This is a genomic window from Fusobacterium sp. IOR10 (genome assembly GCF_010367435.1).
In the GTDB taxonomy this organism is placed as follows: domain Bacteria; phylum Fusobacteriota; class Fusobacteriia; order Fusobacteriales; family Fusobacteriaceae; genus Fusobacterium_B.
Genome location: NZ_WJWY01000016.1, coordinates 14,046 through 29,371 on the forward strand (window position 1 = coordinate 14,046; position 15,326 = coordinate 29,371).

Here is a 15,326-nt window from a genome sequence, read left to right on the forward strand (position 1 = left end):
TATATGATAAAAAAAATCTCAATACTATTTTTCATTATATTTACATTTAGTTTCTCTAAGTATAATGATATCAATAATATTAAAAATTTAACCATGCAAGTTGAAGAAACAACTGTACAAAATAAAGAAAAAACAAAGAAAACTTATTTAATTAAGTACATATTTCCTGATAAACTTAGGAAAGAAATGTTAGAACCTAAATCCCATAGAGGAGAGATTTTTATTTATAAAGATAATAAAAAAATAACTTATCTACCTATATTTGATGAAAAAATAGAAGAACAAGCTAGTATTGATGAAAATATGATCAGTGAATTTATTAAATTATTTCAACGTACATATGACAAAAGTTCTTCCTTTAAAGAAAAATATAATACCTCTAAAAATCTCATAATAAAAAAAGATAATTTAAATATTAAAATTCTTAAATTTAATGTCTTTTCAAATTACAGAATTCCAATAGAAATGGAAATATATGACAATGACATCTTTGTAGGTACATTAAAGTTCTCTGATGTTATAATAAATTCAGGTATTTCCAAGAAAGAATTTGATATATAATGACAGAACTACTTAAATTAGAAGGTGTTGTTATTAATAAATTTGACATTAAAGAGTCAGACAGATTTCTTAAAATATTTACCCCTAATATGGGGAAGGTTGATGTTTTAATTAAAGGTATTAAAAAAAGTAAAAATAGAGATAAAATTGCTGCAGATGTTCTCTCCTATTGTAAAATAATAGCCTATAAAAGGAATGAAAATTTTGTAGGTAGTTCAATTGAACTAATAGAAGATTACGAATTTATAAGAAAGGATCTTGATAAAGTTGGAGTTGTTTTATACATATTTTCAATTTTAAATAATATATTAAATGACTGGGAGCAAAGTAGTGAATTATTTCAATTTCTTTGCAAAAGTTTGAAATATATAAACAAGGAATCTGAAAAGTATAAATATATGACTTTACTCCTTTGTTTTATGGACAAGGTCATAAGTTTAGAAGGTGTATCTTATATACTAGAAAATGGTAAGAATTTTTCAATTGAACATTCTTATGTTGGAAAAATAGAATATCCAAATAGTTTTCTATTATCTGAGGAAGAATATGAAATTATTTTAGCAATAAGAAATCGTAAAATAAAAAATTTGTTAAATAATAAAATTGATATTAAATATTTGTTTAATATTTTAAAAATTTATGAAAAATATTTAAATCATCATTTAGAAATAAATTTAAATGTAAAAAATTATATTTTGGAGGAAATAACATGGTAGATATAGTTAAAATAACTGACTATATGTCAGAAGATTTAATAAAGCTTAATTTAGAAAGTAAAACAAAGGACGGTATTTTAAATGAACTGTCAGAGTTGATGATTAAATCTTCAAATATAAAGGATAAAAATACTATAAAAAAAGCTTTAACTGAGAGAGAAGAATTAGGTAGTACTGGGATTGGAAAAGGAATTGCTATACCACATGCTAAAACTAGTGGAGCTTCAAAATTAACTGTTGCCTTTGGAATAAGTGAACATAAAATAGATTTTGATTCCATTGACGAAGAAGGAGTTAATATATTTTTTGTATTTGCTTCTCCTATTGAAGATAGTAAAATATATTTAAAAGTTTTAGCAAGAATTTCAAGATTAATCAGAAGTGAATCTTTTAGAAACAAATTAGCAAACTGCAAAGATCCTTCTTCTGTTATCAGGTGCATAGACGAAGAAGAAAAAATATAAATTTATTTTAGGAGGTAAATTATGAGATGCCCTTTTTGTAATAGCGATAATACTAAAGTAGTTGATAGTAGAGATTTTATAAATGGAAATTCCATTAAAAGAAGAAGAGAATGTCTCCATTGCAAAAAAAGATTTACAACATATGAAAAAGTTGAAGAAAGAGACATCTACGTAATAAAAAAAGATCAAAGTAGAGAAAAATTCAATAAAAACAAACTAATTAGAGGACTATCCATTGCCACTGTTAAGAGAAATATCAGTCAAGATCAAATTGAAGAATTTGTTATTGATGTTGAAAGAACATTACAAAACTCCTTAACAAGTGAAATTAGTACCAAAGAATTAGGAGATATTATTATGAGCAAATTAAAAGAAATTGATGAAGTTGCCTATGTGAGATTTGCCTCTGTTTATAAAGATTTTGCTGATATTAAATCTTTTATAAAAATTGTAGAAGAAATTGAAAAAAATAAATCAAATTAATTAATTTAGAAAGGACTAAATATGAGAATTTTGTTCATGGGAACTCCTGATTTTGCAGTTCCTTGTTTAGATATATTAAATAAAGAACACGAAGTTATTGGGGTATATACTAAGGTTGATAAGATAAATCACAGGGGAAGAAAAATTGAATATCTCCCTGTTAAAAAGTATGCTTTGGAAAATGATTTGAAAATTTTTCAACCAAATAGATTAAAAGATGAAAATATTATACAGGAAATTCGTAATATGAAACCTGATTTAATAGCTGTTGTTGCATATGGAAAAATTATTCCAACTGAAATTATTGATATTCCTAAATATGGAATTATAAATGTTCACTCATCTTTACTTCCTAGATTTAGAGGAGCTGCTCCTATAAATGCAGCTATTATGGCTGGGGATAAAAAAAGTGGAGTTACAGTTATGTACATTGCAGAGGGTCTTGATACAGGAGATATTATTTTAGCTAAAGAAACTCCAATCTATGAAAAGGATAATTTTGAAACTCTTCATGACAGACTTAAAGATTTAGCTGCTGAAGCTATTGTTGAAGCTGTTAGTTTAATTGGAGAAGGAAAAAATAATAGAATAGCTCAAGATGATTCCAAGGCAACATTTGTAAAGCCATTTAAAAAGGAAGATTTAGTTATTAACTGGAATCAAAATGAAGAAGAAATATACAATTTTGTAAGGGGAATTAGCCCTGTACCTTGTGGTTTTTCAATTTTAAATGATAAAATCATGAAAATATACGAAGTTGAAAAAAATAATAAAATATATGAAGATGGTGTTACTGGAGAAGTAGTTGGAAAGGTAAAAGGAAAAGGTCCTGTTGTAAAAACAAAGGATGGATCTGTTATTATTACATCTGCTAAACCTCAAAGTAAAAAAAGACTTTCTGGGGCTGACTTATTAAACGGTAATTTTATAAAAATTGGAGAAATATTTAAAGGAGTTGAACAATAATTGACTATACTAGATGGAAAGAAAATTTCAAATGCTATTTTAGAGGAATTAAAAGAAAAAGTTGCTAATCACAAAGAAAATATAGGAAAAGTTCCTGGGTTAGCTGTTATAATTGTTGGAGAAAATCCAGCATCTCAAATATATGTTCGTTCAAAGGTTAAAGCTTGTGAGAAAGTTGGAGTTAAAAGTACAAAAATAACTTTTCCATCAAATATAAGTGAAGGGGAATTATTGAGTAAAATAGACGAATTAAACAAAGACTCTTCTATAAATGGAATATTAGTTCAACTACCTTTACCAAAACATATGGATGAAAATAAAGTTTGTAATGCCATTGCAACTGAAAAGGATGTGGATGGATTTAAACCTGAGAGTTTAGGGAAACTATTTATAGGTGAAAATGATGGATATATTCCATGTACCCCCCAAGGAATAATGTATCTACTTGAACAAACAAATATAGATTTATATGGAAAAACAGCTGTTGTAATAGGAAGAAGTAATATTGTTGGAAAACCTGTTGCAGGTTTACTAATAAACAAAGGAGCTACAACTACTGTTTGCAATAGTAGAACTAAAAATCTTACTGAAAAACTAAGAGATGCTGACATAATTGTTGCTGCTCTAGGTTCTCCTAATTTTGTTACAGGGGATATGGTAAAAGATGGTGCAATAATAATTGATGTTGGAATAAACAGAGTTGACAAAAAATTATATGGAGATGTTAATTTTGAAGAAGTATCTAAAAAAGCCTCTTATATAACACCAGTTCCTGGTGGAGTTGGACCTATGACTATTGCAATGTTATTAAAAAATACTTTAAAATCGTTCGAAAAGGGGGAAAAATAAAATATGGGTAGAAAAAAGAAAGGGGAAATAAAAAACGAAACAAAAAAAGAATATTATATAGTTGATAAAAGAATATTACCTACTTCAATTCAAAATGTAATTAAAGTAAATGATTTAATTCAAGAAACTAAAATATCTAAATATGAAGCTATTAAAAAAGTTGGATTAAGTAGAAGTACTTATTATAAGTATAAAGATTATATTAAACCATTTTTTGAAAGTGGTCAAGAAAAGGTCTTTAGTATTCATTTAGCCTTAACTGATGAACCTGGAATTTTAGCTAGGATTTTAGATGTTATTGCAGGACACAATATGAATGTTTTAACTATCATGCAAAATATTGCTATTGATGGTATTGGTAGAGCAACTATAACTGTTCAAACTACTGAAAATGTTTTAAGACAAATTGAAGGTATGCTTGAAATTATTAGTGAAATAGAGGGCGTAAAAGAACTTAGAATAATTGGAAGCAACTAAAAACAAAAGATGTAGAAAGGAAATATAATAATGAAAAATATAAATTTAGAACTGATAGAAAAATTAGCTGATAAAATAAATGAAAATTCTTTAAAGGAAATCTCCATTGAAAAGGGAGATGAAAAAATAACTTTAAAAAAAGAAGTTATGAATAATTCTGTAGTATATACTAGGGAGAATGTTAATAAAAAGATGGATTCTACAACTCCTAAAAATATAACTACAAAGAAGGAAAAAGAAGTAATTAACGGAAACATAATACTAGCTCCTACAGTTGGAACTTTTTATGGTTCGCCATCTCCAGGTAAAGCTCCATTTATAAACGAAGGAGATCAGGTGCAAGTTGGTGATCCTGTATGCATTATAGAAGCTATGAAAATGATGAATGAAGTAACTTCTAATTTTAATGGTAAAATTGTTAAAATTCTTGTGAAAGATGGTGCAGTGGTACAAAGAGGAGATCAACTTTTTGTTGTTGAATAAATTAAGGAAGGTGTATTTGTCAATTGGAGACATTTCATGATTTGATTTTACTTATAATATTAATAATATTTTCTGGAGTTTTTTCTGCTTCAGAAACTGCATTAACTGCTTTTAAAAGCATTTCTTTAGAAGAAATAAATTACAAAAATCCTAAAAAAGGAAAAATGTTAAAAGAATGGTTGAGAAGACCAAACGAAATGTTAACAGCTCTCCTTTTAGGAAATAACATTGTAAATATTTTAGCAACATCCCTTGCCACTACTTTTATTACTCAATTACTAAAAGATAAGGGAATGGCTAATTCCAAAGGTATGTCAGTTTTTATTTCTACAGCTGTTATGACTATTATCATATTAATATTTGGAGAAATCACACCTAAGATTATTGCTAAAAACAATTCTTCAAAAATATCTAGTAAAGTAATTAAATCAGTTTATATATTATCTAAAATAACTAAACCATTAATCTTTATTTTAACTGGAATATCTAAACTAATCAGTAGAATTCTTGGAATTGAAATAAATGATGAAATGATTATGATAACAGAAAAAGATATTATCTCTTACATTAATGTTGGAGAAGCTGAAGGTATAATTGAAGAAGAAGAAAAAGATATGATTGAATCTATGGTTACTTTTGGAGAAACTTCTGCAAAGGAAATTATGACACCTAGAACATCAGTTTTTGCCATTGAAGGTAATAAAACTATTAATGAAATTTGGGATAATATAACTAAATTAGGTTATTCTAGAATTCCTGTATATAATGAAGTTTTAGAAGATATAATTGGGTTATTATATGTTAAAGATTTACTAAATGCTGTAAAAGATGGTAAAATAGATCATCCTGTTAAGGAATTTGTTAGAAGTGCATTTTTTGTGCCTGATACAAAACCAATTTTAAAAATATTAGCAAACTTTAAAGATAGTAAAGTTCATATGGCAATAGTTATTGATGAATATGGTGGTGTTGTTGGAGTAGTTACAATAGAAGATGTTATTGAAGAAATCTTTGGAGAAATTAGAGATGAATATGATAAGGAAGAAGATTCAATAAAGGATTTAGGTAATGGTACTTATGAAATAGATGCTAAACTAGATATTGATGCCATTAATAAGGAGTTAGATCTAACTCTTCCAATTTCAGAGGACTATGAAAGTTTGGGAGGATTAGTTTTAAACGAATTAGATGAAATGGCTAAAGTTGGAGATCTTGTTATTTTAGAGGAAATTGAATTAAAAGTTAAGGAAATTAAAAAAACCAGAATATCAAAAATTATCTTGAAAAAAAAAGGGGATAAGGAGCAATGCCTAGAAAATTAAAAAGTTATTTTTATGCTGGATCAATAGTTATATTACCTATATTATTAACTGTTTTTATTATTAACTGGATGATAAATTTTGTTGTTTTATTATCTAGCAAATCATTTACAGTTAAGCTAATATCTGAATTTGTCAATAAATTTGGCTACTCAGATATTAATGAAATAAAATATATAATATATTTATTTTATGTTTTAAGTATTATTCTATTTATAATTTTTGTAGGCTATATCACAAGAAATATTTTAGGAAGAAAGATTGCTTCTGCCATTAACAATATAATGTGTAAACTACCCATAATTAGACATATTTATACTACTATTAGTCAAATTGTTAATTTAATCTCATCAAATAAAAACACAAGCTATAAGAAAACTGTATTAATTGAATATCCTAGAAAGGGAATATTTAGTATTGGATTTTTAACTTCAGAGCATAATCCATTAATAGAAAATGTAGTTGGAGAAAAGATGTATAATATTTTTGTTCCAACTTCACCTAACCCAACATCTGGAATGTTTATCTCAATGAAACAAACAGATGTTCATATTTTAGATGTTAAAATAGAAGATGCTATTAAATTAGTTATTTCGGGAGGAGTTTTAATTCCGGGGATGGAGAGTAAACATGAAACTAACAAATAAAATCACATTACTTTTAGTTTCAACTTTAATTATAGGTTGTTCCTCAGTTGATTCTAAAAAACTTAAACAAGCAGAACATTCCCTTTTAAAAGGCATGAACTATGCAAGGGAACAAAAATATACTGAAGCTTTAAAAGAATATGATAAAGTCCTACACATAGACTCTAATAATTTTTATGCTCTAAAGGAAACAGCTAGAGCTAATGCTATTTTAAAAAATTATAAAGAATCTATTTCATTTTATAAACAAGCTCTAAAAATTAATGAAAAAGACGTTAATTCTTTAACAGGAATATCATATGTCTACTATCTAACTGAAGATTTTTCAAAGGCTTTAAAATACATTAAGCAAATCCCATTAGATGAGTTAACTGTTGATACTAAACTATTTAAAGGTTTACTATTATTTAAAAATAATGATGAACAAGAGGGTGTTTTTGAATTTGAAGAAGGATTTAGTCAAATTGACCATTTTGATAAGGAATATGCTAGTATCTATATGACTTTACTTAACAAAGAAAAGCAAGTTGAAAAAATGAGAATATTCTTAGAGGAAAATAAAAACAAATATTCTAACAATGAAGATTTTGTAATTTTCTTTGCAGAAAGTGTAGAGAATTATTTTTATGAATTTGATATAGCTGAAGAAATGTTAAAAAGATATATTGCAACCTATGGAGGAAATGATAATTTATATGTTGCCTTGGCTAAAACTATCTATAATGGGCAAAAAACAAAAAATTCAAAACGTGAAAAAAAACAAAATTTAAAAGATATTGAAAAACAAAATAATACTACAATAAAGGGAAGGTTGAGAAAATCATTATGAATTACAAAGATTATATAGCATCAATAGTAGATTATCCTAAAAAAGGAATTATATTTAGAGATATCACTACATTTATCTCTAACGGAGAGGCTTTTAAAGCTTCTATAAACGATTTTTCAAAATACGCTAAAGACAAGGGTGCTGATGTAATTGTAGGTCCTGAATCAAGAGGATTCATATTTGGATGTCCTGTTGCTTGTGAACTTGGAATAGGATTTATACCTGTTAGAAAACCAGAAAAATTACCTAGAGAGGTAATAAGCTGCAGTTATGAATTGGAATATGGAAACAATGTTTTGGAAATGCATAAAGATGCAATAAAAAAAGGTCAAAAAGTTGTTATTATTGATGACTTACTAGCAACTGGTGGAACTATTGAAGCAGTTATTAAAATGATTGAAAAGTTAGGTGGAGAAGTTGTTGGAATTGGATTTCTAATAGAATTAGAAAATGAATGTAATGGTAGAGATAAACTTAAAGGTTATGATGTTATCTCTCTTATAAAATATTAAATTTCTATTTGGGGAAAGGGAAGCTTATGGATTTTTGGGAAGAATTAGAAGAAAAAATTAAAAAAAATAAACTAGATGTTGATTTAGTCAAAATTAAGGAAGCATATTTTTTTGCTGAAGAATCTCATCTTGGTCAGTACAGACAATCTGGGGACAATTATATTCTTCATCCTACTGAAGTTTCCCAGATATTGATTGATATGAAAATGGATACTGAATCCATTGTAGCTGGAATTTTACACGATATAGTTGAAGATACATTTATTACCCTTGCAGATATTGAATATAATTTCGGATCAGATGTTGCTCAATTGGTAGATGGAGTTACTAAATTAAAAAAATTACCTAATGGTACTAAACAGCAAGGGGAAAGCATTAGAAAAATGATGCTTGCTATGTCTAAGGATTTAAGAGTTATAATAATAAAATTAGCTGACAGATTACATAACATGAGAACATTAAAATATGTTCCAAGTGAAAAACAAATAAGGGTTTCAAAGGAAACCCTTTCTATTTATGCTCCTTTAGCACATAGATTAGGTATGGCTAAAATTAAATCTAAATTGGAAGATATTGCTTTTTACTATATTTATCCTGAGATTTATCATGAAATTAAATCTCTTGTTGATGCAAAAAAAGGTGAAAGAGAAATTTATGTTCAGTCTGTTGTAGCAACAATAAAAGGATTAATTGAAAAAAATAATATTAAAGCTCATATTAAAGGAAGATTCAAACATTTTTATAGTATTTATAAAAAATTATATGAAAAACATAAGGATTTTGATGATATTTATGACCTAATGGGAATTAGAATAATAGTAGACAATGTATCCCAATGTTACCATGTACTTGGAATAATTCATGAAAATTTTAATCCTGTACCAGGAAGAATAAAAGATTATATTGCAGTTCCAAAATCAAATAACTATCAGTCTATCCACACTACCATAGTTGGGCCTAAGGGGAAATTTGTTGAAATACAAATAAGAACTGAGGAGATGGATAAAATAGCTGAAGAAGGAGTTGCTGCTCACTGGAGTTATAAGGAGAAAATAGTACCTAACAAAAAGGATAATGTTTACTCATGGCTTAGGGACATTGTAGAAGTTAATAAGGAAGCTGATAATGCTGATGAGTTTGTTTCCACTATAACAGGGGATATTATGGAAGATACTATCTATGTATTCTCTCCAAAGGGAGATATCACTGAGCTTAAAAAAGGTTCTACACCTATTGACTTTGCCTTTGCAATACATACTCAAGTTGGATGTAAATGTATTGGTGCCAAAGTAGATGGAGAAATCGTTCCCCTTGACTATAAACTTAAAAGTGGTGATAGAGTTAATATAATCACTTCTAAAAGTGCAAAGGGTCCTGGAAATGATTGGCTAGATATAGTTGGTACTCACAGTGCTAAAAGTAAAATAAAAAAATGGTTAAAGGATAAAAAATGGGAAGAAAATATTAAGCTTGGTAAAGAAGCTTTGGAAAAAGAACTTTCTAAACTACCTGTTCCTTTAACTCTAAAAGATTTAGAAGATAATCAAATTATAAAAAAACATATTGAAAAACATAACATCCCTTCCTTTGATGATTTTTATTTTGTATTGGGAGAAACTAGAAGTAAAGTGGATGTAGTTATTGATAAACTAAGGGGACATCAAGAAGCTGAGAGATTGAAAAACAATCCAAATATTCCAATAGTTCAATCACCAAGAAAATCACACAAAAAAAATGATTATGGAATAATTGTTGATGGAGTTGACAATACCCTTGTAAGATTTGCTAAATGTTGTACTCCTTTACCTGAGGATGAAATAGGAGGATATATTACAAAACTTACTGGAATAGCAATTCACAGAAAGGATTGTAAAAACTTTCAAAATATGATTCTCAATGAACCTGAAAGGGAAATCACAGTACAATGGGATGAAGAAACTATTAACAAAAAAATTAATAAGTACCAATTTAAATTTTCTGTTATAGGAGAAGACAATAAGGGATTAGTTATGGAGATTATCAATTTAATTGCTGATCATAAAATAACATTAACTGATATAAACTCAAAATCCCTTAAAAAAAGTGGTAGAAATTATATTAAAATTAAAGTAGCTATTGAAATAGCTCAAAAAAGAGATTATAACCTTTTAATTGAAAATATAAAGAAAATTAAAGACGTTATAAATGTAGAAAGATAGGAGAGTTAATGCAAAAATTACCAGTAACATATAACTTATTAAAAAAAAATGGAAATGCTAGAGCTGGAGTTATAACTACCCCCCATGGGACAATTGAAACTCCAGTATTTATGCCTGTTGGAACCCAAGGAACTGTAAAGGGAATGACTAAGGAAGAACTAGTGGAACTTGGTTCTGAAATCATACTAGGAAATACTTATCATTTACACTTAAGACCAACAGATGAAATTATTGCTAAATTTGGAGGATTACATAAATTTAGTGCTTGGGAAAAACCCATTCTTACAGACAGTGGAGGTTTCCAAGTATTTAGTTTAGGAACTATTAGAAAAATAAAAGAAGAGGGTGTGGAATTTGCTTCACATTTAGATGGATCTAAAAGATTTATATCTCCAGAAAAATCCATTGAAATTCAAAATAATTTAGGTTCTGACATAGCTATGCTCTTTGATGAATGCCCTCCTGGACAATCTTCTAGGGAATACTTGATCCCTTCTATAGAAAGAACTACTAGATGGGCTAAAAGATGTGTAGCTTACCATAAAAGACCAACTGATCAAGGGCTATTTGCAATTGTTCAAGGTGGAATATATGAGGATTTAAGAGATAAATCATATAACGAATTAAAGGAAATGGACGAATTTTTTTCAGGGTATGCTGTAGGTGGTCTTGCTGTTGGAGAAAAAAAAGAGGATATGTATAGAGTATTAAAACATATTACTCCAAAATTACCTGAGGGCAAACCTAGATATTTAATGGGAATTGGAGAACCCTTGGATATGCTTGAAGCTGTTGAACAAGGAATTGATATGATGGATTGTGTCCAACCTACAAGAATTGGAAGACATGGAACTGTATTTACAAAATATGGTAAACTTGTTATTAAAAATGCTGCCTATATTGAAGATGAAAGACCCTTAGATGAAGGCTGTGATTGCTATGTTTGTAGAAATTATAAAAGAGGTTATATTAGACATTTATTAAAGGCTGGAGAAATTTTAGGTCAAAGATTGACAACTTATCATAACCTTTATTTTCTAGTAAATTTAATGAAAAATACAAGAAAAGCAATTTTAGAAGATAGATTTATTGAATTTAAAGAAGAATTTATTAAAAACTATTCTTTAGGAAAAGAATCAGAATGGATACGTCCTCAAAAGTTTGAAGAAAATAAGTAGAAAACAAAAAAATCCCTTTAAATATAGAAATAGGGGATTTTTTTTATGTGTGTGTACATTCTTTTAACGGTGTTTTACTTTCCCTGCAATAGCTAAATTAGCCTATCAAAGGATTGAAATATAAAACATCTGTATATATGTTACCTTATTTTATATAAAAAAGCAAGATTTATTTTCTAGCTTTTTTCTTCATTAATATATATAATACCTAATAAAAGACTAACTTCCAAAAAATGGCTCTCAACATAAAAAAAAACAACTACTTAAGAGCAGTTGCCCAGGTTGAAGCCATTCTATGGCGCTCCCAATAAGATTCGAACTTATAACCCTCTGATTCGAAGTCAGATACTCTATCCAATTGAGCTATAGGAGCACACTATAAATAATATCATATAAGATTATTAAATACAAGCAGTAAAAAAAATTATATCCAATTGTATTAACCATAAAAATAAACTATACTATACTTAATAAACTTAAAAAGGAGAAGACATGAGAAAATTTAAAAAAATATCTATATTATTATTATTTCTTTCCTTTGGACTTTCTTCATTTTCAATGAAGTTGGAAAATAATAAATATTTTGACAATTATGGTAACCATATTAAACTAAAAAAATATAAACGTATAATAATTACAGATCCATCTTGTGTTGAAATTTTTTATTTAATTGGAGCTGAAGATAGAATTGTAGGTATAGCTAAAACAAAAATAAGTAAAATGTGGCCAAGTGAAAAAATTAAAAATCTTGAATCTGTGGGAACTATATCTAGGCCTTCAATTGAAAAAATAATTAAACTAAAACCTGATTTGGTCATTTTAAATGTAATGTCCCAAAGAATTGTCGATACTTTGAAAGAACAAAATATTCCATTTGTTGTGGAGAGAGCAACTAATTTTCAGGAGATTTTTACAAAAATTAAAGCATATGGAAAAATAACTGGAAATGATGAAAGTGCACAGTTATTAATAAAAGAAAAAAAAATTCAATTAAATAAAATAAAAGAAAAAATTTCTAAACATAAAAAAGAGAAAAGGGGATTAGTTCTATATTCAAATTCCCCTCTTCTAGCCTATAACTCAAAGAGTATACCTGGAGAAATTATGAAATTATTTAATATTAAAAATTTGGGAAATACCGCCCTTGGAAATACCCACATTATCTCAGCTGATTATATTTTAGAAAAAAATCCTGAAATTATTATTTGTACTATGAAAATTAGGAATGTTGAAACTTTAATAAAGAGAAATCCCTATCTTAAATATACAGATGCCTATAAAAATAATAGAATATATATATTTGAATCAAGGGAAATACTAAGAGGTAGTCCTAGAATTATTGATAATTTAGATGAAATATACGAGGTGTTATATAAATGAAAGTAAAAAAATTAATTTTAAAATACTATAAAAAAGAAAAGAAATTATTGGTTATATTTATAATATTTAATTTACTTGTAACATTCCTAGACTTAACTGCACCTTTGGTAGTTAAAAAAATTATAGATACAGCTATTCCAAATAAAAATTTAAATATGATTTCTTATTTATCTCTTATGGTTTTGGCCATGTATGGGATTAGAACTGCCTTTGCAATTGTTTCATTTAGTAGAGGTCAGCTTATGGGAAATAGAATTAAATTTCACATGAGAAATGATTTGTTTTCCCATATGCTTAAACAATCCACTGAATTTTTCAATAAAAAAGAAAAAGGTGAATTAATAGCTAGAATAACAAGTGACTTGGAAAATTCATCATCTTTACTTTATAGAGGACTTCAAGATTCTATTTCTGCAGGGGGAGCTCTAATAGGTAGTTTTTTCCTTATGCTCTTCTTTAGTCCAATATTAACTTTAATTATTTTTGCACCTTTTCCATTTGGATTTTTATTTGTATATTCTAAAAATAGAAAATTAAAATCAGGTTATAGAGAAATAAGAAAAAATAATAGTAATTTCACTAGCACTACCTATGAATTACTTAGAGTTATATTTTTCTTAAAGGATAACGTTCTTGAAAACTATGCTGAAAACAAATTTCGAGAAAGTAATAACAACCTTTTAATGGCAGAAAAAAGAAATTATTTAAATGTTGGGATTTTTATGTCTGGAGTAACATTTTATGTTCATTTAACTCAAATAATTTTAATAGGTTTTGGAGGATATTTATATACACAAAACAAAATCACAATTGGTATTATTATTTCTTTTTTACTTTTAGTTGATAGATTCAAAATTTCTCTAATTAAACTTGCAGGTCTTACAGATAATTATCAAAAGGGAATGTCTGGTATAAATAGGCTGAACAGTATGTTAGATACAGATTATACCATTCTTAATGGTACTAAAAAAATTACTTCTCCCTTTGAAGTTCTTACTTTTAAAAATGTTTCCTTCTCATATGGAAATGAAAACATTTTAAACAATCTTTCCTTTAGTATTAGAGCCAAGGAAAAGATAGCTATTGTTGGGAAAAGTGGAATTGGGAAATCAACTATTTTAAATTTGATTAAAAAAAATTACTTACCTGATTCAGGAGATATTTTTATTAACAACATTAATTACAAGGATATGAGCAAAAAAAATCTTTTAAATATAATGGGAATATTAAATAATTCAGAAAATATACTCTATGAAACAGTTGAAAAAAATATTTCCATTGTAAAAAATAAAAGTACCTATGAAAATATAGTTGAAGCTTGTAAACAAGCATACATTGATGAAACAATTGAAAAATTACCTAAAAAATATAAAAGTATCATGGGAAATAAGGGAACTATAATGAGTACTGGTCAAAATCAAAGAATTTCCTTTGCTAGACTATTCTTAAAAAAACCAGAAATTATACTACTAGATGAAGCAACCTCTGGATTAGATAGAATTTCTGAGAAAATAATTATAAATAATATTTTAAATTTTTTAAAGGAAAAAACAGTTATCTTTGTTACACATAGACTAGATATTATTAAGAATTTTGACAGAATCTTAGTTTTTAATGAAAATGGAATTGTTGAAGATGATAATTTTGAAAAATTAATTGAAAAACATGGGGAATTCTACACTTTATATAAAAAGAATAATATTAAGGAAAATTAATATAAAAGCCTTCTATTAAGTTTAAATAAAACCAATAGAAGGCTTTCCCTATAATTCTAATTTCATTTTTATATGTTCTATTCCCTCTTCAATATACATTTCTGTAATTGCTACAAACCCCAAAGACTCATAAAATTTCTTTAAATAAAATTGAGCTGAAATAATTATTTCCTTTTCTTTCAATTGATTTTTTATATAATCAATAGCTCCCTTTAATATTTTTCTTCCTAGTTGTCTCTTTCTTTCTGACTCTATAACTAAAACCCTACCAATTGAAACACTTTTATATGAAACACCAGCTTGTATAATTCTCAAATATCCTATAATTTTATTTTCTTCCTTTAACATTAAATGCCAAGAACTATAATCTTTTCCATCTGCATCATTATATAAAATCTTTTGTCCTACTACAAAAACTTCTCCTCTTGCTCTTAATATTTCATATAACTCTATGCTTGTTAGATCTTGAAATTTTTTTATTACCATTTCCATTTTTATTCCTCCTAAATAATTCATCATTAATTTTATAATTTTTTAATTGAAAAGTCA

Annotated in this window: 17 protein-coding genes and 1 tRNA gene; 16 read left to right on the forward strand and 2 right to left on the reverse strand. The window is 27.0% G+C overall.

The genetic code is table 11. From position 1 onward, the window contains the following. Positions 1-3: 3 nt before the first annotated feature. The 14 genes from GIL12_RS05900 to tgt are packed head-to-tail and all read left to right on the forward strand — an operon-like array spanning position 4 to position 11,682. Positions 4-561: a hypothetical protein gene (locus tag GIL12_RS05900; RefSeq protein WP_163469574.1), complete on the forward strand. Its 558-nt coding sequence runs from the start codon at positions 4-6 to the stop codon at positions 559-561. Next, a complete protein-coding gene (gene recO / locus GIL12_RS05905) occupies positions 561-1,277 on the forward strand; it encodes a DNA repair protein RecO (protein ID WP_163469575.1) in 717 nt (238 codons plus the stop codon). The genes GIL12_RS05900 and recO overlap by 1 nt, the downstream gene beginning before the upstream one ends. Beyond that, positions 1,271-1,741 (forward strand): PTS sugar transporter subunit IIA, encoded by a 471-nt coding sequence (locus tag GIL12_RS05910; protein ID WP_163469576.1) that lies wholly within the window; start codon positions 1,271-1,273, stop codon positions 1,739-1,741. The genes recO and GIL12_RS05910 overlap by 7 nt, the downstream gene beginning before the upstream one ends. A 21-nt stretch (positions 1,742-1,762) precedes the next feature. Then, positions 1,763-2,224, forward strand: a complete 462-nt coding sequence (gene nrdR / locus GIL12_RS05915; RefSeq protein WP_163469577.1) for a transcriptional regulator NrdR — start codon at positions 1,763-1,765, stop codon at positions 2,222-2,224. 21 nt (positions 2,225-2,245) lie between these two features. Further along, on the forward strand, positions 2,246-3,190 hold the full coding sequence (gene fmt / locus GIL12_RS05920) for a methionyl-tRNA formyltransferase (protein ID WP_163469578.1): 945 nt from the start codon (positions 2,246-2,248) through the stop codon (positions 3,188-3,190). Continuing rightward, positions 3,191-4,039, forward strand: coding sequence for a bifunctional methylenetetrahydrofolate dehydrogenase/methenyltetrahydrofolate cyclohydrolase FolD (gene folD, locus GIL12_RS05925; protein ID WP_163469579.1), 849 nt, complete (start codon positions 3,191-3,193; stop codon positions 4,037-4,039). Positions 4,040-4,042: 3 nt separating this feature from the next. Beyond that, entirely contained in the window at positions 4,043-4,516 is a 474-nt protein-coding gene (locus GIL12_RS05930; RefSeq protein ID WP_203522539.1) for an ACT domain-containing protein, read from the forward strand. A 30-nt stretch (positions 4,517-4,546) separates the two neighbouring features. Then, a complete protein-coding gene (accB, locus tag GIL12_RS05935) occupies positions 4,547-4,999 on the forward strand; it encodes an acetyl-CoA carboxylase biotin carboxyl carrier protein (RefSeq protein WP_163469580.1) in 453 nt (150 codons plus the stop codon). 23 nt (positions 5,000-5,022) lie between these two features. Beyond that, a complete protein-coding gene (locus tag GIL12_RS05940) occupies positions 5,023-6,321 on the forward strand; it encodes a hemolysin family protein (RefSeq protein ID WP_163469581.1) in 1,299 nt (432 codons plus the stop codon). Next, positions 6,306-6,965, forward strand: a complete 660-nt coding sequence (locus tag GIL12_RS05945; RefSeq protein WP_163469582.1) for a DUF502 domain-containing protein — start codon at positions 6,306-6,308, stop codon at positions 6,963-6,965. The genes GIL12_RS05940 and GIL12_RS05945 overlap by 16 nt, the downstream gene beginning before the upstream one ends. Continuing rightward, positions 6,949-7,794: a tetratricopeptide repeat protein gene (locus GIL12_RS05950; RefSeq protein WP_163469583.1), complete on the forward strand. Its 846-nt coding sequence runs from the start codon at positions 6,949-6,951 to the stop codon at positions 7,792-7,794. The genes GIL12_RS05945 and GIL12_RS05950 overlap by 17 nt, the downstream gene beginning before the upstream one ends. Then, positions 7,791-8,306, forward strand: coding sequence for an adenine phosphoribosyltransferase (locus GIL12_RS05955; protein ID WP_163469584.1), 516 nt, complete (start codon positions 7,791-7,793; stop codon positions 8,304-8,306). Before GIL12_RS05950 ends, GIL12_RS05955 begins: the two co-directional genes overlap by 4 nt. A 26-nt stretch (positions 8,307-8,332) precedes the next feature. Further along, complete coding sequence (locus GIL12_RS05960) at positions 8,333-10,504, forward strand: bifunctional (p)ppGpp synthetase/guanosine-3',5'-bis(diphosphate) 3'-pyrophosphohydrolase (protein WP_163469585.1); 2,172 nt, start codon at positions 8,333-8,335, stop codon at positions 10,502-10,504. An 8-nt stretch (positions 10,505-10,512) separates the two neighbouring features. Further along, entirely contained in the window at positions 10,513-11,682 is a 1,170-nt protein-coding gene (gene tgt / locus GIL12_RS05965; RefSeq protein ID WP_163469586.1) for a tRNA guanosine(34) transglycosylase Tgt, read from the forward strand. Positions 11,683-11,978: 296 nt separating this feature from the next. Here tgt and GIL12_RS05970 read toward each other — a convergent pair. Next, positions 11,979-12,055, reverse strand: a tRNA-Arg gene (locus GIL12_RS05970). A 119-nt stretch (positions 12,056-12,174) separates the two neighbouring features. On the opposite strand from GIL12_RS05970, the gene GIL12_RS05975 reads away from it, so the two are divergent. Next, positions 12,175-13,062, forward strand: coding sequence for an ABC transporter substrate-binding protein (locus tag GIL12_RS05975; protein ID WP_163469587.1), 888 nt, complete (start codon positions 12,175-12,177; stop codon positions 13,060-13,062). Then, the gene (locus GIL12_RS05980; protein ID WP_163469588.1) at positions 13,059-14,777 is read left to right on the forward strand and encodes an ABC transporter ATP-binding protein; all 1,719 of its coding nucleotides are present in this window, start codon (positions 13,059-13,061) and stop codon (positions 14,775-14,777) included. The genes GIL12_RS05975 and GIL12_RS05980 overlap by 4 nt, the downstream gene beginning before the upstream one ends. A 48-nt stretch (positions 14,778-14,825) precedes the next feature. On the opposite strand, the gene GIL12_RS05985 is transcribed toward GIL12_RS05980, so the two are convergent. Continuing rightward, positions 14,826-15,269 carry a GNAT family N-acetyltransferase gene (locus tag GIL12_RS05985; protein ID WP_163469589.1) on the reverse strand — a complete coding sequence of 148 codons (444 nt, stop codon included), beginning with the start codon at positions 15,267-15,269 and terminating at the stop codon, positions 14,826-14,828. Positions 15,270-15,326 lie beyond the last annotated feature (57 nt).

Excerpts from the sequence above, each read along its gene's own strand:
- GIL12_RS05900 (WP_163469574.1), top strand. The coding sequence starts at position 4 with ATGATAAAAAAAATCTCAATACTATTTTTCATTATATTTACATTTAGT.
- recO (WP_163469575.1), top strand. The coding sequence starts at position 561 with ATGACAGAACTACTTAAATTAGAAGGTGTTGTTATTAATAAATTTGAC.
- GIL12_RS05910 (WP_163469576.1), top strand. The coding sequence starts at position 1,271 with ATGGTAGATATAGTTAAAATAACTGACTATATGTCAGAAGATTTAATA.
- nrdR (WP_163469577.1), top strand. The coding sequence starts at position 1,763 with ATGAGATGCCCTTTTTGTAATAGCGATAATACTAAAGTAGTTGATAGT.
- fmt (WP_163469578.1), top strand. The coding sequence starts at position 2,246 with ATGAGAATTTTGTTCATGGGAACTCCTGATTTTGCAGTTCCTTGTTTA.
- GIL12_RS05930 (WP_203522539.1), top strand. The coding sequence starts at position 4,043 with ATGGGTAGAAAAAAGAAAGGGGAAATAAAAAACGAAACAAAAAAAGAA.
- accB (WP_163469580.1), top strand. The coding sequence starts at position 4,547 with ATGAAAAATATAAATTTAGAACTGATAGAAAAATTAGCTGATAAAATA.
- GIL12_RS05945 (WP_163469582.1), top strand. The coding sequence starts at position 6,306 with ATGCCTAGAAAATTAAAAAGTTATTTTTATGCTGGATCAATAGTTATA.
- GIL12_RS05950 (WP_163469583.1), top strand. The coding sequence starts at position 6,949 with ATGAAACTAACAAATAAAATCACATTACTTTTAGTTTCAACTTTAATT.
- GIL12_RS05955 (WP_163469584.1), top strand. The coding sequence starts at position 7,791 with ATGAATTACAAAGATTATATAGCATCAATAGTAGATTATCCTAAAAAA.
- GIL12_RS05960 (WP_163469585.1), top strand. The coding sequence starts at position 8,333 with ATGGATTTTTGGGAAGAATTAGAAGAAAAAATTAAAAAAAATAAACTA.
- tgt (WP_163469586.1), top strand. The coding sequence starts at position 10,513 with ATGCAAAAATTACCAGTAACATATAACTTATTAAAAAAAAATGGAAAT.
- GIL12_RS05975 (WP_163469587.1), top strand. The coding sequence starts at position 12,175 with ATGAGAAAATTTAAAAAAATATCTATATTATTATTATTTCTTTCCTTT.
- GIL12_RS05980 (WP_163469588.1), top strand. The coding sequence starts at position 13,059 with ATGAAAGTAAAAAAATTAATTTTAAAATACTATAAAAAAGAAAAGAAA.
- GIL12_RS05985 (WP_163469589.1), bottom strand. The coding sequence starts at position 15,269 with ATGGAAATGGTAATAAAAAAATTTCAAGATCTAACAAGCATAGAGTTA.